Below are 26,350 nucleotides of genomic sequence, written 5' to 3'. Positions count from 1 at the left end.
AAGCTGGGTTGAGACGTAGGAATGCCGTTGAAAAAAGTATTGGTGACGGGGGCGTCCGGGCAGGACGGCTTTTACCTGATCAACCTGCTTCATCGGCAGGGATGTGTGGTGCACGCGCAGTCGCGCCGCCTGCCGCATCCAAGCCGTCGTCAGGATGAAACGTGCTGGCACGTCGGAGATCCCGCCGATCGCGATTTTCTCGATTCATTGGTGTCCAGCGTGATGCCGGACGAGATATACAATCTTGCCGCGATCTCTCGACCGATCCTGAGCTGGGGGCTGCCGCGAGAAACAGCAGACGTCAACGGACTTGTTCCGCAGGATCTCTGCGAGTTGTTGCTCAGGCACAAACCGGGTTGCCGTTTGTTTCAGGCTTCGTCTTCCGAGATTTTTGAAGACGGAGCTGATCGCATTCAAAATGAGCAAACGCCGTGCGTGCCAAAATCTCCATACGGCGTCGCCAAACTTTATGCTCATCGCATTATAGGCGCATATCGGGCCCAGTATGGCTTGCATGCGTCGACGGGCATCATGTTCAATCACGAAAGCCCACGGCGTCCGCTTTCCTTCGTTTCGCAAAAAATTGCCTATGCCGCGGCTGCTGTATCCCTGGGTTTGACTGAGACATCTGAAACCGACGAGCGTGGCCGGCCGATCTTGCTTGATGGGAAAATGGCTTTGGGCGATCTAAGCGTTCGGCGAGATTTTGGTTTTGCCGGTGACTACGTTGAGGCGATGCGGCTGATCGTTCAGCATCGTACGGCAGATGACTATGTCATCGGTACGGGCGAGGATCATTCGATTGAAGAGTTTTGCGACCGGGCTTTCGGCTTGGTAGGCCGCAGATGGACGGAGCACGTCAGTTCCGATCCCAGTTTGTTTCGAAGGGTGGACAGTCATTATACCCGCGCCGACACCGCCAAAATCCGTTCGATCTTGAACTGGCAGCCAAAAGTCGCTTTCGACGAGCTTGTTGCCATGATGGTGAAAGCGCAGATTGATTTTATTGAGCGGCGGACATTGTCACGCCTCCAGCCTGATGCCAGTCACCGGCGTGTCGAAAACTAATGCGGATCTTGCACGCCTATAAATGTTATTTGCCGGAAGTTTATGGCGGTGTTCCCTCCGTTATAGCCATGCTGGCCAGGCTTCCGCCCTTGGGATTCGATACCGAGGTCCTAGTTGCCCGTGTGCGCGGTTGGGCGCGCAAGTACAAGTTCGAGGGGGTGGAAGTCGAGGCAGTCGGATCAATTGGAATGTTGATGTCGATGCCTCTGGCGCCGACGTATGCTTTCAGGCTGGTCAAGCGGGCAAAAGATTTCGATATCATCGTTCATCATGCGCCCTTTCCCCTGATAGATCTGGCGGTATTGCTGATCCCGAAGAGTTGCAGCCTCATCATTCATTGGCATGCCGAGGTCAGCGGTCGCCCCACATTGATGAAGTTTCTGGCGCCATTGTTTCGACGCTCGCTGAAACGTGCGGACAAGATTATCGTGTCCGACCCGGCCATTATCGAGAATTCGCCCTTTCTGCGAAACTTCTCAGATAAATGTATTGTGGTCCCATACGGATGTGACCTGACGCACTGGAGTGAACTGAGCGCGGCCCAACGAGAGATCGTCGATAGATTACAGGAACAGTATCCACGACTCGTGATCGCGATCGGCCGGCTGGTCAGCTACAAGGGGTATGAGGTGTTTCTGCGCGCGATCCAGGACGTGGATGCCGAAGCGATTATCATTGGTGACGGGCCACTCAAGGCGGATCTCACCGGCCTCGCCGCACAACTGGGCATCCTGGACCGAGTCAGATTTTTGGGTGTATTGCCACCTGACGAAGTCAAACAATATCTTCACGCAGCAAAAGTGTTCGCATTTCCGTCGGTCACGGAGGCGGAGGCTTTCGGCCTCGTTCAGCTCGAGGCCATGGCTGCGGGCAAGCCGGTCGTCAATACCGATCTTCCTACCGCCGTTCCGCATGTGGCGCGCGATGGCATGGAGGGCTTCACCGTTCCGCCGAATGATCCGGCCGCATTTACGCTGTCGCTTCGCCGGCTGCTCGATCAGCCCGACCTTGCGGCCAGGTTGGGTGCCGCCGGGAAGGAGCGGGCTCATTCGGAGTTCAGTCAGTCATTGTTCCTATCGCGTATTCAAGCGGTTTATAACGAGGTCTTTGAACGTCGCCGTTCAGCTCGGTGAGCGGTTGAGCGCAACGTGTGGCAGATGACATCAAGGTGAATGAAACTGCGATGCTGGTGATCGGGCAGACACAGATGCCAAGTCAGGCGCAAATGGCATCGCAGGATGTTGTCGACGGGCTCTCGTTGTGGAGGCTATGGGGCGCGCTTGGATGGAATGATATTCTGCAGCGCTATCGGCGCTCGCTGCTGGGGCCGCTCTGGTTGACTGCGAGCATGGCTATCATGGTCGTGTCGCTCGGATTGATTTATTCAAGGATATTCAAAACGGAAATCGGCGACTTCATGCCGTTTCTCTGTGTCGGGCTTTTGCTTTGGAACTATATCGCTGCTGTTCTATCGGAAGCTGGCGCACTTTTTACCGGGGCGGAATCCTACATCAAGCAGATTCGTTTGCCGTATTCGGTTTACGTCTTGCGATTCATGTGGAGCAAAATCATCATCTTTGCCCACAATTTCGCAATCTACTTTGGCATTTTGCTCTATTTCCAGATCTGGCCCGGCAGCGTTGCGCTTTTTGCAATCCCGGGTTTTCTTCTGATAACGCTTAACGGTGCGCTGGCGGGTATGTATCTCGGTATGATGTCTGCACGCTTCCGGGATATTCCCCAGATCATCGGAAGCGTGATTCAGATCGTTTTTTTTATTACACCGATCATGTGGAAGCCTGAATTGCTCGGTCAGAATTCAGGACTCATCATTTTTAATCCGTTCTTTCATCTCGTCGAGATCGTGCGGGCGCCTTTGCTCGGATATATGGCGTCGCCGCTGAACTATGCGGCGGTAGGGCTGATCACGATCGTCAACGGCCTTCTGGCTGCGGGTTTCTTTATTCGTTTCCGCGCGCGTATCTCATACTGGATTTGATCCCGATGATGCAGCCGCAAAAAATTGGCGAGCGCGAAACGATTCTCGGTCTTGATCGTGTCAGCGTGTCTTTTCCAATCTACCACGGCGGGTCACGTTCGCTGAAGAAGATCATCTTGTCACGCAGTTCTGCGGGACGCATTGCCCGTGATGCCAACGACCGCGTCATGATCGATGCCTTGCGCGACGTGTCTCTCTCGCTCGTCAGCGGAGATCGGCTAGCCCTGATCGGCGCGAATGGCGCAGGAAAAACCACGTTGCTGCGTGTCATGGCCGGTATCTATGAACCTGTCTCGGGAGCCGTCCGGATACATGGCCGCGTCTCGCCGATGTTCGATCTTGGGCTCGGCATTGATACCGACCTGAGCGGTTACGATAACATCCGTATCCGAGGTTTGCTGCTCGGTCTCTCTTCCCAGGAAATCGAACGACTGCTGCCTGACATCGCGGAGTTCACGGAACTTGGCGAATATCTGGATATGCCGGTAAGGACCTATTCATCGGGCATGACATTGCGGCTTACTTTCGCCGTCGCCACCTGCTTTGAACCGGAAATTCTGCTGATGGATGAGTGGATCTTGGCCGGGGATGCGCACTTTATGGCGAAGGCACATGTGCGGATTGAATCGTTCTTGCGGAAGGCGAGCGTTCTTGTGCTGGCGTCGCATAACCTCGAGATCTGCCGCACATGGTGCAATAAGGGACTTTGGATGGAGCGGGGACGAGTACGGGCGCTTGGCCCGGTATCCGATGTAATTGCGGCGTATCAGGGCGCGGTGACTTAAGTTCGTCGCTCAGGAGAACATGTCAGCTCGCGTGTGACAGCTTTTATCGACGCGACGATAATTGTGGCGCTATTTTCCGCATTGAATCACAAGCCCGATCGATGTCGAGACAAAATTAGCGAGAGCCAGGCGGATGTGCGTATCTGCTGTGAATGGAGGAATATCGACAAAAAGGTCGATTGGCTCGCTCAGAACATCGTAGCAGACCTCCGCAACGAAATGACCATCGGAACGCAGTTCCTCCACGAGGCCGTCGATGTCGCGTCGTCGAAACAGCACGAGGGTCGGATTGTTGTCGATGGTCGCATCATTGGAGGAAACATTATATTCGGTCGTATGAACAGCAACTCCGCCGACCTTGAGGGTTTTGACCGAGGCCTTGATAAAGTCCAGCCCGGCTTTGATCGATCCCAGGTGTTCAAGGCTGCATGAAGACCAGCAGAAGTCGTAATCTGCGAAGGTAGCGGGAATTGCATTCATATCGCAGACTCCGAATGAAACCTTGCGATTGAACTCGTCGTCTGGACAAATTCCCTTTGAGTTCAATTGGGAGAGTTGCGACGCGTGTTGGTTTGTCTCCATCCAGCCCGCGGCCGTGGCAGCGTCGGGAGACATATCAGTCGCAAGAACGGAAACTCCAAGCGCGGCAAAAGCGGAAGGCAGTGGCTCCCGACCTACGCCGAAGCCAAGCCCTCGGCGTCCGGCCTGGATCAGCCCAGCGGCCTCGATATGTCTGGCGATGAACACATGTTCCCAGATCTTACGGTGAACGCGCGGCGTTTCCTTTATCAGGCCGAGCCAACGATGGAAATCTGGATGGCGGAAGTCCTGAGCCGTGCAAAGCGACGAGCGAAAATAGAGCCGCTCCCCGATTGCGGGAATTGTCGTGAAATCGACGCCTCTTCGGCCATCCATAGGATGGGAAAGTATATCCTGAATATGAGCGAAACGGTCCGCTTGCCAGCTGACGGTGGATCGGACATTCCTTCTCGCCGATCGAGACAGCAAGACAAGGGACCCATCCGGTCCTATCCTGATTCCCAGATATTCTGCCCCTTTCCGCAAAATTGACCGTAACATCCGTTAACCTCATAAATCGGCGAACATCGGGTTCCGGGCGGGCGACGTCACGCTGTGACCGTAGAACACAGAATCTATTTTGTGTTAGGACTTGCTATCAAGAAGTCTTATTTCCGGTCACCAAATGCTTTGGTTCGACGTTACTGACCTGCAAAGATGGCACCATTCTCACCTGACCGGTATTCAGCGGACCGCTGTGGGCGTTCTGTCAGAACTGTTGCAGTTGCGGAAGGACGTTGGTCTTTTTTGCTATGATGAAGCAGCGCGCGCGCTTCAAGTAACGACGAGTCAATCTCTGTCAGAAATCGTGCGGCGGCATCTCGATCAGGCCGGCAGCGATCCGGATTCTGCCCCCGCTGTTGACAGCTATACGCCAGCGATATTGGGGGAAGCCAGAACGTCCAGATCGCACGCCAGTTTAGCGGCCGCCCTGGCGCCGGTGGCTCCATTGGCGTACGCCACGGGGAGGTTGAGATCCAGGTCTGGCAGGTTTTTGCGGCCCATCATCGGCGCCGAGATGACGGATGCATTGCGAGATTTCTTGCGAAGCGGATTTCATTTGCTTCGAGTTATAAAGAAAAAACTTCAATCGGCTCTTTCAAGGGCAAATCGCATCGTTATCAACGCTGCAAAGAAAACTAAAATCATCTCTGAAGGTGTCGGCGTTCGACCGATCGTATTCCAGCCTGGCGATGTGTGTTTGTCGCTATCGGCCACTTGGGGAATTCATCGCTACGGAGAGACGATTGCCGAGAACAAGACTAAGTATCGTTTCAAATGCGTGAGCATGATCTATGATCTTATTCCGACGCTGTATCCTCAATGGCTGACGCCCGGCGCCTCGCGTGTTGTGACCCTGTGGGTTCGCCAACAGATTCGAAATGCCGATGTGATTTTGACAATTTCAAATTTTCAGAAACAAGAGATAGCGAAGTATATTGAGGATGAAAGGTTGCCATCACCGCCTGTTGAAGTCGTTCGCTTGGGTGATAATCCCAACTTCTACGGCCGAAAGGGTGCCAGCAACTCACCTCCATTGCCCCGCTTTGTTCCGGACAGGAAGTTCGCTATCTGCGTCTCGACACTCGACATCCGCAAAAATCAGAGCGTTCTCTATCAGGTATGGCGACGTCTGGCCGAAGACCTTAAGGAGGAATGCCCGCAACTTCTGTTGATCGGCACGCCTCATTTGTACGTGACCGATTTGCTCTATCAAATTCGGCACGACAGACTGGTCAATCGTCTTATCATGCCACTGACCGGAATTACAGACGAGGAACTGGCATGGTACTACAGGCACTGTCTGTTTACGTTGTACCCTTCGGTCTATGAAGGATGGGGATTGCCGATTTCAGAAAGCCTCGCTGTCGGAAAATATTGCATTGCTGGAGACAGGACCTCTCTTCCGGAGGCGGGAGGGGATTTCGTCGATTATTTCGATCCGCTCGATGTTCCGGCCTGCTACCGGCTCGTCCGCCGCGCAATCGATGATCCCGACTACGTCAAGATGCGCGAGACCAACATCTGCGAGAATTACAAGCCGTATTCTTGGAGGATGACAGCTCAGTCGATTTCTCAAATCGTAGATGAATGTATCGCAACAGACGTCAGCGCGATGTCAATGCTGACGCTACAGAGATGATACGCGCGGGTTTTGAATCCGGCATTCTCGATGGCCCGATGACGGGCATCGCGAATTATACGTTCCATATGATCCGCTCGGCGCTTGAGTTGTCGCCGGATCTGAGGTTCTCCGGTTTTCGCCGGTTTAATTGGGAGACGGTCGATCTCGCAGCGCTGGAGCAGTTCGCTGCACGGCAAGATTCGTATGGAGCGGAAAACGGACTTCGACGAGGAGCGCGCAGCGTTGTGCGCACGTCGCTTCTCAACGGCGGTCGCCGCGCAGGCTTGGGTTCAGTCCGGACGATCTATCGCGCATTGAGACGAATGCGTTTTGCGTCGTCGGTCGGCAGCCGATCGCTCGATCTGTTTCATACGTTTAATTTCCGCCCGCTGGCTGATCCCGGGGTGCCGGTGTTGCCGGTGATCTATGATCTCTCGACGTTCCGGCATCCGGAGTTTCATCCGGACGATCGGGTGCGATGGCTCTCGCCGTTGCGGGATACTCTCGCTCAGGCGCCGCGAGTGCAGACAATTTCCGAGTTCAGCAGGCGGGAAATCGCTGGACTTTTCGGCTATCCGCTCGACAGGATTTTTGTCGCGCCGCCGGCGGCTGCGGCGCAGTTTGCGCCGATGGGAGAAGGCGCGACGCAGCGCGATCTCGACATCCTGGATTTGCGTTATGGAAATTTCTTTCTTGCGGTCGGGACGCTCGAGCCCCGGAAGAATCTTCGCACGCTGATTGCGGCCTATGCGCAACTGCCGCTTGCTATTCGTGCCCGCTTTCCTCTGGTTGTAGCCGGCGGGGCGGGGTGGGGAGAACTGAAGTTGCCGACGCAAACGGCGGCGCTTGTCGCGGAAGGTGCGTTGCGCTTCGTTCAGCATGTGTCAGGCGCGCAGTTGCGCAGCCTGTATGAGGGTGCGCGGCTGTTGCTGATGCCGTCGCTTTACGAAGGGTTCGGAATGCCCGTGGTCGAGGCCCTGGCATGCGGGACGCCGGTAGCCCATAGCGCCGATACCGCGATGGACGAGATTTCCGCGAACCTTGGCAACCGGATCTCTGCCTTGGATGTCGATGGCTGGACAGATGCGCTTCAGGACGCGCTGGACAGCGGCGGGCATGCCGACCTCGCGCAGCGGCAAGCGCGGATCGCACAGGCCCGCCGGTTCGACTGGCGGCACAGCGCTGGTCTAATGGTCGATGCATACCGGCAGATTCTGCGCTGAATCGCTGCGCAGCAATCCGGCGGGCGACGTCGGATTTTGTGGACTTGGGTTGCATCGGAAATCTTGCCAATGTTGACCCGTCCGTGCCCGGTCGGATAGGGCTAACATCTCTATGTTGCAACCGGTGGGATCTTGCCATCATGGCCTCGTTTTTCGATACGTGGCTCGATGGCGTTGAGAAGGGCTGGGGTATTCCCGCACTGCTCGCGATCTTCGTAGTGCTGTGGACGGTGTTTCTCGGGATTGCCTACGCCAACGGTGATCTGCATCCGGACGTTCTGGAGGCCTGGACTATCGGGCGCGCGCCGGACTGGAGCGGAGCCAAGCATCCGCCGCTGATGGGCTGGATCAGTCATGTCTGGATGCTGGTTTTTCCGGTCAGGGACTGGTCGCTTTACCTGCTGGCCATGACGAATTCAGCCATGGCACTCTGGATCGTCGATCTGACGGCGCGCCGTTTTATTCGCGACGACAAACGCGCCATCATCCTGCTGCTGCTGATGCTGCTGCCGGTGTATCAATTCCAGGCGCAGCGCTTTAACGCGAATTCCGTCCTGTTCGCGATCTGGCCGCTTGCGATCTACTGCTTCCTGCGATCCTTCGAGACTCGACATGCCGGATGGGCTGTCGTGGCCGGGTTGGCCGGCGCTTTAGCCGTTCTCGGCAAGTACTATTCTGTCTTTCTGATCCTGGGGTTCGCTTTCGCGGCAGTGTGCCATCCCGCGCGCCGGGCTTATTTCACGTCCGGAGCCCCGTGGATTTCAACGGGGGCGGGCTTGCTGCTGCTGGGGCCGCACATCCATTGGATGCTGAGTTCGGGGGTAAGTCCCCTCGGTTACGCGCTGGCGACCCACGGCGGCTTCACCACCGGCCGTGCCTTCCTTTCGGGCCTGATGTTCCTGCTGAGCCTCGCGGCTACGCTGGCCCTGCCGGCGCTGGTGTGGGCCGTCATGATCCGCTCGCGGGCGGGGGACTATCTCAGGGGCCTGAGGACGCTGGAGCCGGGTCTCCTGCTGTTGCTTCTGGTCGCCATTGGAGCCGCCGTAACTCCCCCGCTGATCAGCCTGATCCTCGGAAGCTCGCTCAGCGCGGTCTGGGCATCCCCGGGAGTTTTCGCCTTCGTGCTCGTGGCGGTCTGCGCCGCCAGGTTTCCGGTCGAGTGGCGGGAAACGCGGCGGCTCGCTCTGGGTGTGCTGACGCTGACCGTGATCGCGGTCCTGCTTGCGCCAGCTCATGCCTACTACCGGAATAGTCACCCCTTTAGCGAGGGGCGGAATTACTACAGCCTCGCGACGAACGAGTTAATGAAGCACTGGCGTCAGACGTCGGTCAGCCCTTTGAAAACCGTCAGCGGTGACAAGCTGGCGATGGCGCTCGGGTTCTACTCCCCTGATCACCCGGCGTTCGTGATTCCGTTCAACCAGCAATACGTGTGGCAGATGCCGCCCGAGGCGGCACTACAGGGAGGCTGGGCGACCATGTGTCTCCCCGATGAGGAGACCTGCCTGATCTGGTCGAAACAAATCGCGGCAATTGCGCCAGGTGCCATCAGCTTCGATTTCGTCGTTCAGCCGCAGCTTTGGGGCATGCCGGGCGTTCCGGCGCGGATTGCCGCATTGATCGTTCCGCCTCGCGCGGTGCGCTGAGATCGGCGACGCTACAAGCCGTGACGTGAACCATACGCTGGATGTGGTGCAAATTACTTCAGTTCAAAAATTGAATTTTGGTTCCTGATTCATTCGATCGATGCAGGCGGATGGCATGCTGCTCTGCCTCATATCGCATGTTGTCCTTGTTTTACGGGGGGGTGCTCTCACCGGCACCGAACGATCCATTCCCCTGTCTCGGCGCTTGACTAGTTCTAAAAAAGAACTGTAACGTCGAAGCCAATGACGGCCAGTCCAAACGCCGCAGCCGAAAATCACGCCTGTGCCGGTCGCGAGGACGGGCGCAGTTCATTGCCAGGGAGGAGATACGATGTTCAAGGGCTTCAAAATTGCGTCGGCATTGGTGCTGGCGCTGTCCGGATCGGCGTTTGCGGCTGATGCGCCGGGAGTCACCGCAACGGAAATCAAGATCGGCGGCATATTCCCGTTCAGCGGGCCCGCATCGTCGATCGGACTGGTAGGCAAGGGCGTGCTTGCCTACGTGCAGTCGATCAACGACCGCGGCGGTATCAACGGCCGCAAGATCAATTACATCGCCTACGATGACGCCTACAGCCCGCCGAAGGCTGTCGAACATGCCCGCAAGCTCATCGAAAGCGACGAGGTCGCCTTCATGTTCGGGCAACTCGGAACGCCCGGTCTTTCCGCCACGTCGAAGTATTACGGCAGCAAGAAAATTCCATCGCTGGCGATCATCAGCGGATCGGCCAAGTTCACGAACGTCGCGGATTTTCCGACCACCACCACGGGCCTCGTCAGCTACGACACCGAGGGAAAGATCTACGCCAAGTATTTGACCAGAACGCTGCCGAACGCAAAATATGCGATCCTTTATCAGAATGACGACCTCGGCAAAGACTACGTCAAGGCCTTCAAGGAGTTTCTCGGGCCCGACTTCGACAAGCGGGTCGTGACCGCGGCTTACGAAATTTCCGATCCAACGGTCGATTCGCAGGTCGTCACGCTCAAGGCATCGGGCGCCGAGGCGTTGCTGGTTGCGGGCACGCCGAAGTTTTCCGCACAGGCCATTCGCAAGGCAGCCGAGATCGGATGGAAACCGACCCTTATCATCAACTTCCCCTCGACGTCGGTTGCGGCAACCCTGAAACCGGCCGGCCTGGACAAGTCTGTCGGCGTGATCGTCGGCACCTTCCTCAAGGACCCAACGGACTCGAAGTGGGACAACGATGCCGGAATGAAGCAATACCGGGCATTTTTCGACAAATATCTGTCGGGATCGGACATTGGTGACACCAACTACCTAACGGGATACCAGCAGGGTCTGGTTCTCGAGCAGTTGCTCAAGCAGTGCGGCGATGATCTGTCCCGGGAAAACGTCCTCAAGCAAGCCAAGAGCCTGAAGGACGTTGTGCTCCCGACGGCAATGCCGGGAATCAAAATCAACACCACCGACAAGGTCAACCAGCTCTGGACGCAGCTTCAGCTTCAGCGCTGGAGCGGTTCGAACTGGGAGCAGTTCGGCGACGTGCTGGACGCCAAGTCCGAGTAACGCGGCGCTTGTCGAACGAAAATCGCGGCCGGCGTCTGAACAAGGATGCCGGCCGCGTAACGAACTCTGCTCGTCGAAACCGCCTTCGAAATTCAGGGAGAAAGCCAGTGAAGGGCCTGATGCAAAATCAGCCGCTGCTGCTGTCGTCGCTTTTGCGCCATGCGGACCGGTTTCATGCCAGCACGGAGATCGTCTCGCGCACGGTCGAGGGACCGATCCATCGCTACACATATCGCGATGCTGCACGCCGGGCGCGCCAACTGGCCAGCGCCTTGCAACGCCACGGCATCGAACACAGCGACCGCGTCGCGACGCTGGCCTGGAATAACTATCGCCATTTCGAGATCGAACATGGCGTCACCGGGATGGGCGCCATCTGGCACGCGATCAATCCGAGGTTGATCCCGGCGCAGCTCATTTACATTGCCAATCACGCCGAGGACAAGGTTCTGTTTTTCGAGAGTTCTTTTCTGCCGGTGGTGGAGAAACTCGCGCCTGATCTATCAACCGTAGGTCTGTTCGTTCTGATGGCTGATCGGGCCGCGTTGCCCGCCGTGACCAACATTCCCAATCTTCAGTGCTATGAAGATTTCATCGCCTCAGGCGACGAAGGTTTTGTCTGGCCGGTGTTCGATGAACTGTCTGCATCGTCACTGTTTTACACCTCGGGCACGACGGGTAATCCGAAGGGCGTGCTTTATTCCCATCGTTCGGATGTGCTGCATTGTCTGTCCATCACAGGCGTCTACTCGATGGGGCTCGCCGCAACCGACACCATCTTGCCGATGACGCCGATGTTTCATGCCAACGGCGCATGGGGCTTCACCCATGCCGCGCCGATGGTGGGTGCGAAGCTTGTGTTCCCGGGCCCGAAAATGGATGCCGCGAGCATCGCCGAACTCATAGAGACCGAAGCGGTCACCGTCACCGCAGGCGTCCCGACGCTCTACTCCAAACTGCTCCAGCATTTCGAGGACCAGGGTCGGGGAGCGGGAACGATGCAGCGGCTGGTGGTGGCAGGCTCCGCGCCCGCGCCCAGCATGATTGAAGGTTTCGAGCGTCTCGGCGTTTCAGTCAATCACGTCTGGGGTATGACCGAAACCAGTCCGTGCGGGACATCGACGCAGCCGTCGCGGAAGGCAGCGAAGGCTTCGCCGCAGGAACAGCTTCGCCGCAAGACCATGCAAGGCACGCCGGTCTACGGCGTGGACGTCAAGATCGCCGACGAGAACGGCAATGAACTGCCGCATGACGGAAAATCCAGCGGGCGCTTCATGGTGCGCGGTCCTTGGGTTCTCAGCGGCTACTATCGCGACGAGAAGCCTTTGCTGGAGGACGGCTGGTTCAATACCGGCGATCTCGCTGTGATGGACGACGACAACTACATCCAGCTTACCGACCGCGCCAAGGACGTCATCAAGTCGGGCGGCGAGTGGATCAGTTCGATCGATGTCGAAAACCTGGCGGCGGGATGCCCTGGCGTCGCGGAGGCTGCGGTCATCGGCATTCCTCATCCGCAGTGGGAAGAGCGTCCGCTGCTCATCGTGGTGCCAGCGGCGTCTGAGCCGGCGACGGCGAAAGCCGTGTTGTCATTTCTCGAAGGGAAAATCGCCAAATGGTGGATGCCGGACGACGTCATCTTCGTCGAGGCATTAACTTACGGTGCGACCGGCAAGGTGCAGAAGATGGAATTGCGGCGGCGATTCGCGGGTCACTACACGTCGCAAAAGAGCGCCTGACAAAAAGGCGCCGGAAGGCCGGCGCCTTTGGTCGTTTTGGCCGTTGATCCCGACGTTCGGTGCTCAGGCGGCGCGGGCCTTTGCGCGCGCAGGCTTTGCCTTGGCAACTTTTGCCGGCTTCGGCGTATCGGTCTTCGGGCGGGCGCCGGGGCCGGGGAAGACGTCGACTTCCTTGGCGACGAGAGGGTCACCGCATTCCGAGCACACCATGACCGGATCGAACTGCTTGCCGCAATTCTTGTGAACATGGATCAGCGGGCGGCCGCGCTCGTCCACCATATGGATGTCGCCCCAGTGAACGATCGCCATCATGATCGGGTAGAGGTCGAGGCCCTTCTGGGTCAGAATATACTCGTGGCGCTTCGGCGATTCCTGATAGGGCACCCGCCGCAAGACGCCGAGACGGACCATCTTCTTGAGCCGTTCCGCCAGCAGATGCCGGGTGATCCCAAGCGCAGCCTGGAAGGCCTCGAACCGGCGGGTGCGGAGGAAGCATTCGCGCAGGATCAGCAGACTCCAGCGGTCGCCAATCACGCCGATGGTGCGGGCCATGGAGCATGGCTCCTCTTCAAGTTCGTCCCATCTCATAGTCGTCTCCGATTCGGTCCTTAGGCGTAGTTCCAATGGTATTTATATAGCCTGATGTGGTCCCATTCTAAATAGGCACTGAGCTGGACAAAAGTCCTAATCGGGCGGTTGCGAGCACAAAACCGAGGAACAGTTATCCCGAATTGACAGTTCGATTTTAGAACTTTATGAATGAGCCGTCGCTCCGGCAAGGTCAGGGCGTTAAAAAAGCACGCGGAAATGGCGTGCGGCAGAGGAGGAAAAGCGCGGTGGCCAGTCCCTTGAAAGTCGAGTTTCAGTTCGATTTTGGCAGTCCGAATGCCTATCTGGCGGAGTACGCCCTCCCGGGAATCGAAAAACGCACCGGCGTGAAGTTCGACTACGTTCCTGTTTTGCTTGGCGGGATTTACAAGGCGACCAACAACATGTCGCCGTTCGACTCGCTTCGCGGCATCAAGAACAAGCCGGAATACAACGCGCTCGAGACGCAGCGTTTCGTCCGCCGCCACAACATCACGAAATTCAAGCAGAACCAGTTCTTTCCGGTGAACACGCTGATGCTGATGCGCGGCGCCACAGCTGCGATATTCGAGAACATGTTCGAGCCGTACTTTCGCGCCGCCTACCATCACATGTGGGAAGAGCCGAAGAAGATGGACGACCCCGAAATTTTCCGGAACGCTTTCCTGTCATCAGGTATCGACATCGATCGCTTGATTGCCCGCGCGCAGCAGGACGATGTGAAAAAGAGGCTGATCGAGGTGACGACGGACGCTGTCAACCGCGGCGCGTTCGGTTCGCCGACTTTCTTCGTCGGCAAGGAGATGTTCTTCGGCAAGGACCAGCTTCGCGATGTCGAGGAATCGATCGTCGAGCAGCTCGGTGCAGCGAAAGCCAAATCCGCCTGATTTCGAAACGCTTGCTTAGCGTTTAAACTGATCTCCGGAATCCAGCGGCAAGGCCCTCAGCCAGCCCAGCTGTCAAGACAAACAGGAAGAAACAGATGCCCGGTCCCCTTCATGGCGTGCGCGTTCTGGATCTGACGGCGGTGGTGTCGGGTCCCTATGCGACGATGTTTCTGGCCGATCAGGGCGCGGATGTGCTGAAGATCGAGCCGACCAGCGGCGATGGCACGCGACGGAGCCGGACGCTGATCGATGCGGCCGGTGAGTTCTCGGCGCTGTTCGTGTCGTGCAATCGCGGCAAGCGCTCGCTTTCGATCGACATCAAGAGCGATGCGGGCCGCGAGGTGTTGGCCAAGCTGGCGTCGCAGGCAGACGTGCTGGTGCAGAACTTCCGCCCCGGCACCATGGAGCGCCTGGGACTCGGCCAGGAAGAGCTGCGCAAGAAATATCCGCGGCTGATCTATGTCTCGATCAGCGGCGTCGGCGACAGCGGTCCTTACGTCAAGAAGCGGGTCTACGATCCGATCATTCAGGCTCTGTCGGGCTTTGCCGACATCCAGTCGCAGCCGGTGACCAACCGCCCGCAGATGATCCGGACCATCGTCTGCGACAAGACAACCTCGGTCTTCACGGCGCAGGCGGTCTCGTCGGCGCTGTATGCCCGCGAGAAAACAGGCAAGGGCGACCACATCCAGGTGGCGATGCTCGACACCATGATCTCGTATCTGTGGCCGGAAGGCATGATGCAATACACCGTTGTCGGCTCCGAAGCGGCCGCGGGGGACCCGAACGACCGGCCTGACCTCGTGTTTCAGACGCTGGACGGCTATATCACCGCCGGCACCATTTCGGATTCCGAATGGCAGGGTTTCTGCAAGGCCTCGGGCGATCCGGAGCTAGCGAAAGACGAGCGTTTCGCGACGCCGAGCGCGCGTTTCGTCAACGCCACCGCGCGCATCAACAAGATGCAGGAATACATCAGTCAGCGCACCACCGCCGAATGGCTGGAGCGTCTGGATGCCGCCGATGTGCCGTGTTCTCCGATCCTGCGCCGCAGCGAGATTATCGGCAACGACCAGGTGGTGGCGCGCGGCCTGATCGAGGAATTCGACCAGCCGACGGTGGGGCGGGTGCGTCAGCCGAAGCCCGCGGCGATCTTCGAGGTCAACAAGGCCGTCATCGGCGGCCCTGCGCCGCGGGTCGGTGAGCATTCGCGCACCGTGCTGCGCGATCTCGGCTACAGCGACGCCGCCATCGATGCGATGATTGCTGATAAATCGGTGCGGGCGGCGCGCTGAAACAAAAAGGCCGCAGGTTTTGCCCGCAGCCTTTCCTTCATCCTGTTACGGACAACTCAGGCCGGCCGGACGGATGACCGGCTCGCCGGGTGCGGGCGGAACGTTCGCCGCGGTGCCGCGCTGGTAGCCGGGCCGCAACTGGATGCGTTCAAGATAAGGCTTGGCGTTGTCGCAGATGCCGACGCCGTAGGCGATCGCCCATTCGAGGCATGTCGTCAACAGAATGTCCGCGCTGGTAAATTGCTCGCCCATCAGGAAGGTTCGTCCGTCCTCAAGTGCGACCTCGACATGCCGCAATTGCTCGCGGAAGTATTCACCGGCTTTCGTGGTGACTTCCGGCGCAACGCCATAGATGTGTCCGAGCGCGCCGGCGCTATGGCGCCGCATGACATACAGGCTGGTGGAATCAAGTTCGGTGACGATGAAAAAACACCATTCCAGCCACTTGGCGTAGGCTTGCTTGTCATCGGGGATCAGCCATCGGCCGGGACTGCCATACGTCCGCGCCAGATAGGCGACGATGGCGGCACTCTCGCCGATCGAGAAGTCGCCGTCCTGAAGCATCGGCACTTTCTGACGCGGATTAAGTTTTGTGTATTCCGATGTCTTGGTTTCGCCGGTGCGGGGGCCAATGGCGCGAGTTTCGTAACGCAAACCGAGTTCTGCCAGCGCCCAATGCGGACGGACCGTGCGGCTGGTTCCGACGCCCCATAGCGTGAGGTTCGGAGCGGCAGCCATCTTACCATGTCTCCACAGAGGGACGCAGATCGAGTTCGTGAGTCCAGCCGTCGCGCCTCTGATGATGCGCGAACCAGTAGGCATCCGCGATGGAGTCCGTCTTTGTCAGGCTGTCGGCGGGGATGTCGCTTGCTTCGATCCCCTTCGCAGCTTTCATCCGCTGGTGAATGGCTTCGCTGTCCACAGCGGCGTCAATCAGCAGATGGATGACATGAATATTCTTCGGGCCGAGTTCACGGGCCATTGCTTGAGCGACGGCGCGCAGTCCGAATTTGGCGGACGCGAAGGCCGCGAATCCCTTGCCACCGCGGACGCTGGCGGTGGCGCCGGTAAACAGGATTGTGCCGTGGCCGCGCTGCATCATGTATTTGGCAGCTTCGCGTCCCACGAGGAACCCGCCGTAGCACGCAAGCTCCCATGCCTTGAAGAACAACTTCTCGGTGGTTTCCAGCAGCGGTTTGTTGACGTTGGATCCGGCGTTGTAGAGGCAAACCTCGATCGGGCCGATTTCCTTTTCGATGCGGGCGAACATGGCTTGCACATCGGCTTCCTGGCGGGCGTCCACGCTGATAGCGTGAACCTCGCATCCTTCCGCCTTCAATTCATCGACGAGCCCCTGAGACTTGGCTGCATCGCGGCGCGCCACACAAACCTTGTATCCGCCCTTGGCGAAGCGCCTGGCAACCGCTGCTCCGATGGCGTCGCCCGCACCAACCAACACCACTGCGCCTTTGCTTTGAGCCACGGAATCCTCCTATATAGTTCTTATTTGGTACTTTGTTTCATAACCGGCGGGATGCTCGTTGTAAACGGCTATCGCGCTGCGGAATGAACGTTATGTACCCGGGAGAGCAGTTCATATCTGTCTTGCGCCGCATCAAATCCGATTGACTAGTTCTAAAAAAGAACGATAGGTTGAGCGAAGTTCAAAGGTCGCCCCGGAAGCGGCCGGACATTGCCCGGGAGGTTGAAATTGGCAAGCGCTGCTCAGGCGATTGACGTCGCTGACATACTGAAAGAGATCCCGGATCGCCTGCACCAGACCATGGATCGCGCAGTCTCCGCGACGCCCGATCACCCGGCGCTAGTCGAAGGATCTGTAATCTGGTCGTACCGGCAGCTTTCCGAATCCGTGGAGCAGGTGGCCTCGGCGCTGCGGGAGCTCAACGTTCGGCCCGGCGACCGGATGATGATCGTCAGTGAGAATTGCATCGCGCTGGCAGCATTGTTGCTCGCGGCCAGCCGGATCGATGCTTGGGCGATCGTTGTCAATCCGCGGTTGTCCCCGCGCGAACTGGATCAGATTCGCGACCACAGCGGCGCAAGACGGATGTTCTTCACGGTGAACGTCTCGCCGGAGTCCGCGAACCATGCGACGCGCGTCGGCGCGACTATTGGCAATGTCGGTCCGCTGAAAGATATCGGGATCGGACTCCTGAATGAAACTGCGGCGGCGGAGCCGGTTCACGTCAATCCCGCCAAGCAGGTCGCCGTTCTGATCTATACTTCGGGGACTACAGGTACGCCGAAAGGCGTGATGCTGACTCACGAAAACCTGCTGTTCAGTGCCAAGGCGATCGCGCTGTTCCGGAAGATGGACAATCGCGACAGGGTCTATGTCGTGTTGCCGATCTCTCACATCGTCGGTGTCTCGCTGTTGCTCCAGACTCTGATGACCGGCGGCACGGTCCAAATGGTCAGCAAATACGATCCCGCTGTATTGGCAAAGGCCATCGCCGAGGACGGCGTGACCATCCTCAACGGCGTACCGGCAACCTTCCAGCGGTTGCTCGAATACAAGACGTTGCAGGGCATCGATAAACTGAACACCGGCTCGCTGCGCATGATCACCGTTGCAGGCGCGCCGCTCGATCTTGATCTCAAGCGCCGCACTGAACAGGAATTGGGTCTGTCGCTGCTGAACGGCTACGGCATCACGGAGTGCTCACCGGGCATTTCCGGCGTGCGGCTGGATTCGCCGCGTCCGGATGAGGCGGTCGGAACACTGTTGCCCGGTATCGAGGCGCGCATCGTCAACCGCGAAGGCGCAATTGTCGCTGACGGAACTGTCGGTGAACTGCATGTCCGCGGCCGCAACGTCATGCTTGGGTATTATCGCGCGCCGGATCTCACCGCGAAAGCGATCGACAGCGACGGCTGGTTCAATACCGGCGACCTTGCGCGCGCCGATGGCGGATGCTTCTTCATCGTCGGTCGCACCAAGGAAATGATTATCCGGTCGGGCTTCAATGTCTATCCGGCCGAGGTGGAGGCCGTGCTCAGTTCGCACGATGCCGTGGTGCAGTCCGCCGTGGTGGGGCGCTCTGCCGATGGCAATGAAGAAGTGGTGGCCTTCGTTCAGTTGCTGAAGGGCTCCAATGTGACCCCATCGGAGCTGATGGCCTTCGCCGGCAAGCAGCTTACGTCCTACAAGCGTCCGTCGCAGATCATCGTGCTGGACGCTCTGCCGGCGACATCGACGGGCAAGATCCTGAAGCACAAACTGGCTGAATCGCTGCGGGAGACGTGACGCAAGATTTGCGTCACTGAAATCGCGACAAAATCCTGAAATTTACTCTCGCCGGGAGAAAGACCTTGCAGAAACGTAACGCGACCGTGGCCGTCATCGGCGCCGGAGACTTCATCGGCGGCGAGATCGCCAAGAAATTCGCAGCCGAAGGCTTCACTGTTTTCGTCGGCCGGCGTCAAGGCGAGAAGCTTGAACCTCTGATGAAGGAAATCCGCGATGCAGGCGGCACGGTGTTTGGCCGCTCGCTCGATGCGCGCAAGGAAGAGGAGATGATTTCCTTCATCTCCGATGCCGACAAGCATGCGCCATTGGAAGTCTGCATTTTCAACATCGGCGCCAACGTTAACTTCCCCATTGTGGAAACCACCGAGCGCGTATTCCGCAAGGTCTGGGAAATGGCTTGCTATTCGGGCTTCCTCGCTGGGCGCGAAGCCGCCCGCGTGATGCTGCCGCGCGGCAAGGGGGCCATCTTCTTCACCGGTGCGACGGCGAGCTTACGCGGTGGTTCGGGTTTCGCGGCATTCGCCAGCGCCAAGTTCGGCCTGCGTGCCGTTGCGCAGTCGATTGCGCGCGAATTGGGCCCGAAGAACATTCACGTCGCCCATCTTATCATCGACTCCAGCGTCGATACCGAGTGGGTGCGGCAGTTGATCGCCAACCGCGAAGGCAAGGAGGCGATCGAGAACCTCGATCCGAATCGTCTGATGCGTCCGGCGGCCGTCGCGGAAACCTACTGGCAGCTTTATCAGCAGCCCCGCGACGCCTGGACATTCGAGACCGAAATCCGCCCGTTCGGCGAGAAGTGGTAACGGAGCCGTCCGATGGAGCTGAAGCTTTCCAGGGAGGATGCGGCATTTCGCGATGAGGTGAGAGCCTTCATCGCGGAAAACTATCCGCAGGAAATGCGCGTGCCGAATCCGGAAACGGATCTGACGAAAGAGCAGTCGATGCTCTGGCACAAAATTCTCCACAAGAAAGGCTGGATCGCTCCGCTGTGGCCGAAGGAATACGGCGGCCCCGGCTGGTCGATCACGCAGCGCTTCATTTTCGAGCAGGAGACGACCCGCGCCGGGACGCTGCCGCCGCTGGCTTTCAGCGTGACGATGGTGGGGCCGGTTATCTACACTTTCGGCAACGAGACGCAGAAAAAGAAATATCTACCCCGGATTTTGTCGGGCGAGGACTGGTGGTGTCAGGGCTATTCCGAGCCGGGCTCCGGTTCCGATCTCGCTTCGGTCCGCACCAAGGCTGTGCGCGAGGGTGACCATTACATCGTCAATGGTCACAAGACCTGGACCACGCTGGCGCAGCATGCGGACTGGATCTTCTGTCTGGTGCGCACCGATCCCGCCGCCAAGCCACAGTCGGGCATCTCGTTCCTGCTGATCGATATGAAGACACCGGGCGTCACCGTGCGTCCGATCATCACCATCGATGGTTCGCATGAGGTCAACGACGTTTTCCTCGAGAACGTTCGTGTGCCGGTTGAAAATCTGATCGGCGAGGAAAACAAGGGTTGGACCTACGCGAAGTTCCTGCTGGGCAACGAGCGCACCAGCATGGCCGGGATCGGGCGTTCGACCCGCTACCTGAACAAGCTCAAGACCATCGTGAAGACCGAGATCGGCGAGGACGACCCGGCTTTCGGCGAGTTCACCAAGGACATCGCGCGGGTCGAACTCGATGTGCTGGCACTGGAAGCTACCGAGCTTCGGGTTGTCGCGCAGATGTCGCGCGGCATCGATCCGGGACCGGCGGCGTCGCTGTTCAAGATCAGGGGGACTGAAATCTTTCAGCGCATCACCGATCTGACGCACAGGGCTATCGGAAACTACGGACTTGCGCTGCGCGAGCATCCGGTCAGCGCCAATATCTTTATGCCAGGGCCTGCCGAAGGGCACACCGCGGCTGAGAAATATCTGAACGCGCGCAAGCTCAGCATTTACGGCGGATCGAACGAGATCCAGCGCAACATCATCGCAAAAGCGGTGCTCGGACTTTAACGCGTCGCACGAGGCATCCGGTGGATATTCAGTTTACAGAAGAGCAGGAACTCCTGCGCAGCAGCATCCAGCGTCTGTTGCGGGACCAGTATGACTTCGACACACGCCGCAAGATCGTCGCGACCGAAGACGGCTGGAGCCGGAAGCACTGGAGTGCTTTCGCCGAGCTCGGTTTGCTGGCGGCGCCGTTTTCCGAGGCGTCCGGTGGCCTCGGCGGCGGTCCGTTGGCGACGATGATCGTGATGCAGGAATTCGGCCGTCATCTCGTCGTCGAGCCTTATTTTGAAACCGTAGTGCTGGCAGGTGGCCTGATTGAAAGCCAGGGGACCGACGCGCAGCGCGAGGCGCTGCTGCCGCCGATCATGGCGGGTGAAGCGATTTGGGCGTTGGCCTGGACCGAGGGCAAGTCGCGCTACGATCTCAACAATGTCAGCACGACTGCAAAGCGCAGTGGCGATAACTATATTCTGAACGGCGCCAAGGCGGCGGTGATTGGCGCGCCGTGGGCCGACAAGCTCATCGTGTCTGCGCGAACGTCGGGCGGTCCGCGCGACCGCGTCGGCGTCAGCCTTTTCATCGTGGACCGGCAGTCGGCGGGACTTCATCTGCAAAGTTTCAAGACCATCGACGGCCGGCGCGCGGCGGAAATCACGTTCAAAGACGTCAGCATTCCGGCGATCAGCTTGCTCGGGAAGGAAGGCGAGGGCGTCGTGGCACTCGAAGCATGCCGGGATCGCGCCATCGCAGCGCTCTGCGCGGAAGCGACCGGTGCAATGGATGTGCTGAACGCGTCGACGCTGGAATACACCAAGACCCGCAAGCAGTTCGGTGTGACGCTGGGGACCTTCCAGGTCCTGCAGCACCGGATGGTCGATATGTTCATCGCGCTGCAAGAAGCTACATCGCTGATGCAGCACCTGAACCTGACCGTCGCCGAGGGCGATCCGCAGGCATCGAAACTGGCGTCCGGCACGAAGTCAAAGGTCGGCGAGGCGGCGCGTTTCGTTGGCGAGCAGGCGATCCAGCTTCACGGCGGCATGGGTATGAGTGACGAGCTCAACGTCGGGCATTACTTCAAGCGCATCGCCGCAATCAATATCCAGTTCGGTGACCCGACTTACCATCTGCTTCGCTATGCGCGCGCGGCCTGATTTTCAATCGTAGCATTCGGGCCTCTTCGGCATGGCAGCCTTGCCAAGGCCTTGGGCGCTTCTAATTGAATGATGATTATCATATAACGTAGACATTCACAGAGAGTCCGCCCGCAAACTTGGTTGTGCCGGCTCATATATCGGAGGTCACCGCATGGTCGATGCAGTTATCGTTTCCACCGCCCGCACCGGAATCGGCAAGGCCTATCGCGGCGCGCTCAACAACACCGAAGGCCCGACCATGGCGGGGCATGTCATGGCTGAGGCCGTGAAACGGGCCGGAATCGATCCGGGTGAGGTCGAGGACGTGGTGATGGGCTGCGCCATGCAGCAGGGCACCATGGTGATGAACGTCGCGCGCAAGGGTGCGATCCGCGCCGGGCTTCCGGTCACGGTCGCAGGCACCACGATCGACCGGCAGTGTGCGTCCGGTTTGCAGGCGATCGCGGTTGCCGCGCGTTCGGTGATGCTCGACGGGGTCGAGGTCGCAATCGGCGGCGGCATTGAATCGATCAGCCTCGTTCAGAACGACCACATGAACAAGTTTCATGCGGTCGATGACGAACTGATGGCGATGAAGCCCGACATGTACATGTCGATGCTGGAGACCGCGGAAGTCGTTGCGGCGCGTTACAACATTCCGCGTGACAAGCAGGATGAGTACAGCCTGGAGTGTCAGCGCCGGACCGGCGCTGCCATTCAGGGCGGCCGTTTCAACGACGAGATCGTGCCGTTCAAGACCAAAATGGCGGTGATGGACAAGGAGACCAAGCAGGTCTCGTTCAAGGACGTCACCCTGACCAAGGACGAGGGGCCGCGTCCAGAGACCACAGCCGAGGGGCTCGCCGCCATCAAGCCGGTGTTCGAAGGCAAGACCATCAGCGCCGGAAACGCCAGCCAGCTGTCGGATGGCGCTTCGGCTTGCGTCATCATGAGCGACAAGGTCGCCGCGAAGAAGAACCTCAAACCGCTCGGCATCTTCCGCGGTTTCGTTGCCGCGGGCGTCGAGCCAGACGAGATGGGCGTCGGTCCTGTTGCTGCTATTCCCCGTCTGCTGAAGCGGCACGGCCTCAAGATCGACGACATCGATCTGTGGGAGCTGAACGAAGCCTATGCCGTTCAGGTGATCTATTGCCGCGACAAGCTCGGGATCGACCCCGAGAAGCTCAACGTCAACGGCGGTTCGATCTCGATGGGGCATCCCTATGGCATGACGGGCGCGCGTCTGGCCGGTCACGTGTTGATCGAAGGGCGCCGCCGCAAGGCCAAATACGGTGTTGTAACCATGTGCATCGGCGGCGGCATGGGGGCCGCAGGTCTTTTCGAAATCGTCCACTAAGGCGCTCAGCGTCTTTTGCTCTGTAAGGTACTCCCAGACTTGGCCCGGCTGCGGAAAGGCAGCCGGGATTTTTTTTGTCCGGTATTCACGGCCCGATCAGCTTCCAAAATTATTTGTATCAAGGCCGAACAAAAATACCTCTTGATGCGTTGGTGGGTGTCGATCAGTATTGCCGTCGATCCCCGACGATGATTGGGTACACCGTGTTGCGACGAAAAAGCATTGCTTTGGCACTGGGATCTCTCGCCGTGCTATTCGGCGGTGCCGCCATGGGTCAGACGGCTCAAACCACCGCCCCGGGTATCCAGTCTCCCTCAGAATCGCGCGATGCAGGTGTTCCGCCGCAGGCGACGGGGAGTCTTCCGACTAAGCAGGAGCCGGTTACCGCAGCTCCTGCGCAATCCGGTGAAGCTGCCCCCCCGGCATCACCGCCGGCACCGGTGGCATTGACGCCCGCTGAGCAAAAAGCCGCTGACAACAAAGCCGCCCTCGACACGCTCCTGGCTGAAGCGACGGCCTTGAAAACGAGTTATGAAAACGCCAGACGAAGCAGAAGCAAGACGCCGGTTTCAATCTCGGCGTTTCGCAGCATGGAGCTGCGCCTTCAGATGGCGGCTGCGGCGGACCCGGCGAATGGGGCCGCGCTGGATATGGCGCATGTCATGCGCATGGCCCAATACGAGATTCTTCAGCCATCGGTTCAAATCGCAGCCGTCGCCAATCGTGAGCTTTACGCGCACCAGATGGGCCAGCAGATGCGGGATGGCGGCATGAAAGTCGAGGCATCAGGCCGCGGAAATAGCACAGTCCGCTTTGTGTCGCCGCAGATGACCCGGCAGATGGCGATGCAGCTGGTTGAAACGGCAAAAATCCCCGAACAGGCGAGGGCGTTGCAGTTCAGGCGGGTGGTCTTCAGCAGCGGTCGTCGCTCCTGGACTTTCAATGTCGCCAGCGGACGCCTTCGATAAATTCTGACAAACCGTAAAAAGAAAGGCCGGTCTTACGACCGGCCTTTTTTGAATTCGCAGTGCTGAACTTAAGCGTCCAGCACGGCGACGATTTCCATCGTCCGGGGATTCACCACCACGATTTCATTGCCGACGAGGAAAAATTCATATCCGCGCCAGTCAGGATAAATGGTCACCACTTCCGCGGGCAGCGGATGGAAGCTCACGGTCCGGGGAACTCGCGTGCCGACGGAAATCGAGAAGTTGACGTTGGTGACAGGCTTGATGTTCTGCTTGGTGATAGACGTGCGAATGGTCGTGCGCTGATCGCTCGACAGCTTCGCACCGGCGCCGGCCTGACCGGTTGTGGTGCCGGCCTTGCCTTCGGCAGCGTTCTTCTGATCGGCCTTCATGCCGTTCTTCGACTTGTCCATCGTCGAATCCGTAGCGGCCTTGCCACCCTTCTGATCCTGGGTCGTCTCGGCGCCCTTCGACTTCATACCATCGCGCGCATTGTCCTGCGCTCGCTGGGCGCTACCGCCCTCACGAGGCATTTCAGCCTGGCCGCCTTTCATTCCACTTGGCGACTCTCCGCGATTCATCGGCGCGGCCCTCTCGGCCGGCGCGCCTTGTGTTGTGGACGGAGCGGATTGAGTTGCAGCCGGAGCGTTTGGTGCGTTGCTGGGAGCTTGCGCCGTCGCAATGCCAGCCGAGCCGATCAAAGCAGCCATGGCTGTCGTAATTAAAAGGCTATTTCTCATGATGTCCTCCTCGTTGTCTGCCCGGCTCTTCAACGGGAAGCGACAGTCTCTGTTCCGCCGGAAACAGGTATATTGCGTGAACATCCATTCATTGCGGAACAGGCGGGTGCTGCGACGATCAGGGGCTGTGGGTCAAAGCGCCGACGGGGACTAACGTACTTGCGCTGCGTGTTTGCGGGCCTGATAGCTGTAGGCATGGGCGGCGGCGAACATCGCCCACATCGTTCCCAGCATCATCCAGAAGTGACGCCAGTGGTCGACGTCGATGATGAAGGCTTCGCCGACTGTCCCCACGAACGCGGCAAAGATCGCGAGATAAGTCCGCTGCCACGGCACGCGGACGAAGATCAGCTTGAAGCCCATGACGACCGTCGTGAAAATTAGTGCGGGGAAGGCGATCCCCGCGATCCAGCCGCCGGACATGAATGCATTCAGGAATGAGTTGTGGGTGTCCTCGGGAAAGAACCTGGTGAACTGAAGCGGTCCGATCCCCAACGGCAATTCCAGGGCCATCTGGAAGCCCAGAGCGTGCCGCCCGAAGCGCCCGAAGCGCCCGGTGTCATAACTCTGATTGAAGCTGGCGCGCTCCTGAAAGAGGTTGCTGACGGAATCGAGTGACAGCAGCACGACCAGCAGCAACGCCGCGCAAATCGCAGCCGCGATTGCCACGGTCACGATGCGGGTGCGCTGTTTTTGGGACGGTGTCGTCAGGTACATCAGCACCAGCATGAAGGCCGAACAGATCACCAGTTGGCCCCAGGAGGCGCGCGAGAACGCCAGCAACACCGCGAGGCTGACAATTCCGAGCGCCACCGCGCTTCGAACCGATTTCCAGAAAGATTGCGTGACGACGGTTTGCAGCAGGAACAGCGCGGGCAGGATCAGATAGGCGCCCAGCACGTTGGGATCCTTGAATGTACCGCGTGCGCGGCTGTACAGGGTGAACAGGTCATATCCACCTGGCACAAGGTGAAAGTATCCCGCGACGGCAGCGAGCGAGGCGATCAGTGCCCCGAAAATCAGGCCGCGCCGAAGAAATTCAAGCCGGCTGGCCGTGTCCTCGGACAGCACCATCGCGAAAAACAGCGAGGTAATGGCCATGTACCACGAGGTCAGAATCCAGTTCAAAATCTCCTTCTTGTCCATCAGGTACACCGAGCAGATCGTGTAGCCGATGTTCAGCAGGAATAGCAGGATCAGCAGCGCGAGGAAGACCGGGCGCATGCGCAGGCCCGTGGCGAAGAAAAAGATGACCGACACCAGTGTCACGAGTTCGTAGGGGCTGGGCTCGATGAAAACGATAGCGCCGCCAGCGCCGACGCCCCACATCAATAGACGCTGGATGGCCGTGATGCCGGGCGGCGTCGCAGCCGCGGGAAGGGCGTAGTCTGCCGCTGCGAATGCCATGCGAACTGG

23 protein-coding genes are annotated in these 26,350 nt (G+C 58.8%); 17 read left to right on the top strand and 6 right to left on the bottom strand.

Annotated features, from left to right (window positions below; all coding sequences use genetic code 11):
• The first annotated feature begins 27 nt into the window (after positions 1 to 27).
• The 4 genes from LVY71_RS13980 (at position 28) to LVY71_RS13965 (ending at position 3,852) form a co-directional block, all read left to right on the top strand.
• Positions 28 to 1,068, top strand: a complete 1,041-nt coding sequence (locus LVY71_RS13980) for a GDP-mannose 4,6-dehydratase (RefSeq protein ID WP_502797580.1) — start codon at positions 28 to 30, stop codon at positions 1,066 to 1,068.
• Positions 1,068 to 2,201 carry a glycosyltransferase gene (locus tag LVY71_RS13975; RefSeq protein WP_235100477.1) on the top strand — a complete coding sequence of 378 codons (1,134 nt, stop codon included), beginning with the start codon at positions 1,068 to 1,070 and terminating at the stop codon, positions 2,199 to 2,201. Before LVY71_RS13980 ends, LVY71_RS13975 begins: the two co-directional genes overlap by 1 nt.
• Before the next feature lie 92 nt (positions 2,202 to 2,293).
• A complete protein-coding gene (locus LVY71_RS13970) occupies positions 2,294 to 3,067 on the top strand; it encodes an ABC transporter permease (RefSeq protein WP_235101498.1) in 774 nt (257 codons plus the stop codon).
• A gap of 5 nt (positions 3,068 to 3,072) precedes the next feature.
• Positions 3,073 to 3,852 carry an ABC transporter ATP-binding protein gene (locus tag LVY71_RS13965; RefSeq protein ID WP_235100476.1) on the top strand — a complete coding sequence of 260 codons (780 nt, stop codon included), beginning with the start codon at positions 3,073 to 3,075 and terminating at the stop codon, positions 3,850 to 3,852.
• Between the two features lie 69 nt (positions 3,853 to 3,921).
• On the opposite strand, the gene LVY71_RS13960 is transcribed toward LVY71_RS13965, so the two are convergent.
• Complete coding sequence (locus LVY71_RS13960; protein ID WP_235100475.1) at positions 3,922 to 4,767, bottom strand: class I SAM-dependent methyltransferase; 846 nt, start codon at positions 4,765 to 4,767, stop codon at positions 3,922 to 3,924.
• A 289-nt stretch (positions 4,768 to 5,056) separates the two neighbouring features.
• Between LVY71_RS13960 and LVY71_RS13955 the strand changes: the two genes are divergently transcribed.
• The 5 genes from LVY71_RS13955 (at position 5,057) to LVY71_RS13935 (ending at position 12,695) form a co-directional block, all read left to right on the top strand.
• On the top strand, positions 5,057 to 6,574 hold the full coding sequence (locus LVY71_RS13955; protein WP_235100474.1) for a glycosyltransferase family 4 protein: 1,518 nt from the start codon (positions 5,057 to 5,059) through the stop codon (positions 6,572 to 6,574).
• The gene (locus LVY71_RS13950; RefSeq protein WP_235100473.1) at positions 6,571 to 7,779 is read left to right on the top strand and encodes a glycosyltransferase family 4 protein; all 1,209 of its coding nucleotides are present in this window, start codon (positions 6,571 to 6,573) and stop codon (positions 7,777 to 7,779) included. The genes LVY71_RS13955 and LVY71_RS13950 overlap by 4 nt, the downstream gene beginning before the upstream one ends.
• 140 nt (positions 7,780 to 7,919) lie before the next feature.
• The gene (locus LVY71_RS13945; protein ID WP_235100472.1) at positions 7,920 to 9,425 is read left to right on the top strand and encodes a glycosyltransferase family 39 protein; all 1,506 of its coding nucleotides are present in this window, start codon (positions 7,920 to 7,922) and stop codon (positions 9,423 to 9,425) included.
• Between the two features lie 331 nt (positions 9,426 to 9,756).
• On the top strand, positions 9,757 to 10,956 hold the full coding sequence (locus LVY71_RS13940; RefSeq protein ID WP_235100471.1) for an ABC transporter substrate-binding protein: 1,200 nt from the start codon (positions 9,757 to 9,759) through the stop codon (positions 10,954 to 10,956).
• Positions 10,957 to 11,075: 119 nt separating this feature from the next.
• A complete protein-coding gene (locus LVY71_RS13935) occupies positions 11,076 to 12,695 on the top strand; it encodes a long-chain-fatty-acid--CoA ligase (RefSeq protein WP_235100470.1) in 1,620 nt (539 codons plus the stop codon).
• A 63-nt stretch (positions 12,696 to 12,758) separates the two neighbouring features.
• On the opposite strand, the gene LVY71_RS13930 is transcribed toward LVY71_RS13935, so the two are convergent.
• A complete protein-coding gene (locus LVY71_RS13930; protein WP_235100469.1) occupies positions 12,759 to 13,283 on the bottom strand; it encodes a winged helix-turn-helix transcriptional regulator in 525 nt (174 codons plus the stop codon).
• Between the two features lie 248 nt (positions 13,284 to 13,531).
• On the opposite strand from LVY71_RS13930, the gene LVY71_RS13925 reads away from it, so the two are divergent.
• Both LVY71_RS13925 and LVY71_RS13920 read left to right on the top strand, forming a co-directional pair.
• Positions 13,532 to 14,170 carry a 2-hydroxychromene-2-carboxylate isomerase gene (locus LVY71_RS13925; protein ID WP_235100468.1) on the top strand — a complete coding sequence of 213 codons (639 nt, stop codon included), beginning with the start codon at positions 13,532 to 13,534 and terminating at the stop codon, positions 14,168 to 14,170.
• A gap of 95 nt (positions 14,171 to 14,265) precedes the next feature.
• Positions 14,266 to 15,465: a CaiB/BaiF CoA transferase family protein gene (locus LVY71_RS13920; RefSeq protein ID WP_235100467.1), complete on the top strand. Its 1,200-nt coding sequence runs from the start codon at positions 14,266 to 14,268 to the stop codon at positions 15,463 to 15,465.
• 45 nt (positions 15,466 to 15,510) lie between these two features.
• Here the strand turns inward: LVY71_RS13920 and LVY71_RS13915 are convergent, their stop codons facing one another.
• Positions 15,511 to 16,203, bottom strand: coding sequence for a glutathione S-transferase family protein (locus LVY71_RS13915; protein WP_235100466.1), 693 nt, complete (start codon positions 16,201 to 16,203; stop codon positions 15,511 to 15,513).
• Position 16,204: 1 nt separating this feature from the next.
• Positions 16,205 to 16,948, bottom strand: coding sequence for an SDR family NAD(P)-dependent oxidoreductase (locus LVY71_RS13910; protein WP_235100465.1), 744 nt, complete (start codon positions 16,946 to 16,948; stop codon positions 16,205 to 16,207).
• Between the two features lie 228 nt (positions 16,949 to 17,176).
• Between LVY71_RS13910 and LVY71_RS13905 the strand changes: the two genes are divergently transcribed.
• From LVY71_RS13905 to LVY71_RS13880, 6 genes are all read left to right on the top strand, one after another.
• On the top strand, positions 17,177 to 18,733 hold the full coding sequence (locus tag LVY71_RS13905) for a class I adenylate-forming enzyme family protein (RefSeq protein WP_349629891.1): 1,557 nt from the start codon (positions 17,177 to 17,179) through the stop codon (positions 18,731 to 18,733).
• 65 nt (positions 18,734 to 18,798) lie between these two features.
• Positions 18,799 to 19,542 carry an SDR family oxidoreductase gene (locus LVY71_RS13900; protein ID WP_235100464.1) on the top strand — a complete coding sequence of 248 codons (744 nt, stop codon included), beginning with the start codon at positions 18,799 to 18,801 and terminating at the stop codon, positions 19,540 to 19,542.
• A 12-nt stretch (positions 19,543 to 19,554) separates the two neighbouring features.
• Positions 19,555 to 20,736, top strand: a complete 1,182-nt coding sequence (locus LVY71_RS13895; protein WP_235100463.1) for an acyl-CoA dehydrogenase family protein — start codon at positions 19,555 to 19,557, stop codon at positions 20,734 to 20,736.
• A 20-nt stretch (positions 20,737 to 20,756) separates the two neighbouring features.
• On the top strand, positions 20,757 to 21,887 hold the full coding sequence (locus LVY71_RS13890) for an acyl-CoA dehydrogenase family protein (protein ID WP_235100462.1): 1,131 nt from the start codon (positions 20,757 to 20,759) through the stop codon (positions 21,885 to 21,887).
• 154 nt (positions 21,888 to 22,041) lie between these two features.
• Entirely contained in the window at positions 22,042 to 23,226 is a 1,185-nt protein-coding gene (locus tag LVY71_RS13885; RefSeq protein ID WP_235100461.1) for an acetyl-CoA C-acyltransferase, read from the top strand.
• A 74-nt stretch (positions 23,227 to 23,300) separates the two neighbouring features.
• Positions 23,301 to 24,194, top strand: coding sequence for a hypothetical protein (locus LVY71_RS13880; protein WP_235100460.1), 894 nt, complete (start codon positions 23,301 to 23,303; stop codon positions 24,192 to 24,194).
• 68 nt (positions 24,195 to 24,262) lie between these two features.
• Here LVY71_RS13880 and LVY71_RS13875 read toward each other — a convergent pair whose 3' ends face one another.
• Entirely contained in the window at positions 24,263 to 24,934 is a 672-nt protein-coding gene (locus LVY71_RS13875; RefSeq protein WP_235101496.1) for a DUF1236 domain-containing protein, read from the bottom strand.
• Positions 24,935 to 25,084: 150 nt separating this feature from the next.
• Positions 25,085 to 26,341 carry an O-antigen ligase family protein gene (locus LVY71_RS13870; protein WP_235100459.1) on the bottom strand — a complete coding sequence of 419 codons (1,257 nt, stop codon included), beginning with the start codon at positions 26,339 to 26,341 and terminating at the stop codon, positions 25,085 to 25,087.
• Positions 26,342 to 26,350 lie beyond the last annotated feature (9 nt).

The organism is Bradyrhizobium sp. G127, assembly GCF_021502575.1.
Lineage (GTDB): Bacteria > Pseudomonadota > Alphaproteobacteria > Rhizobiales > Xanthobacteraceae > Afipia.
This window is presented reverse-complemented; position numbering and strand designations above follow the sequence as displayed.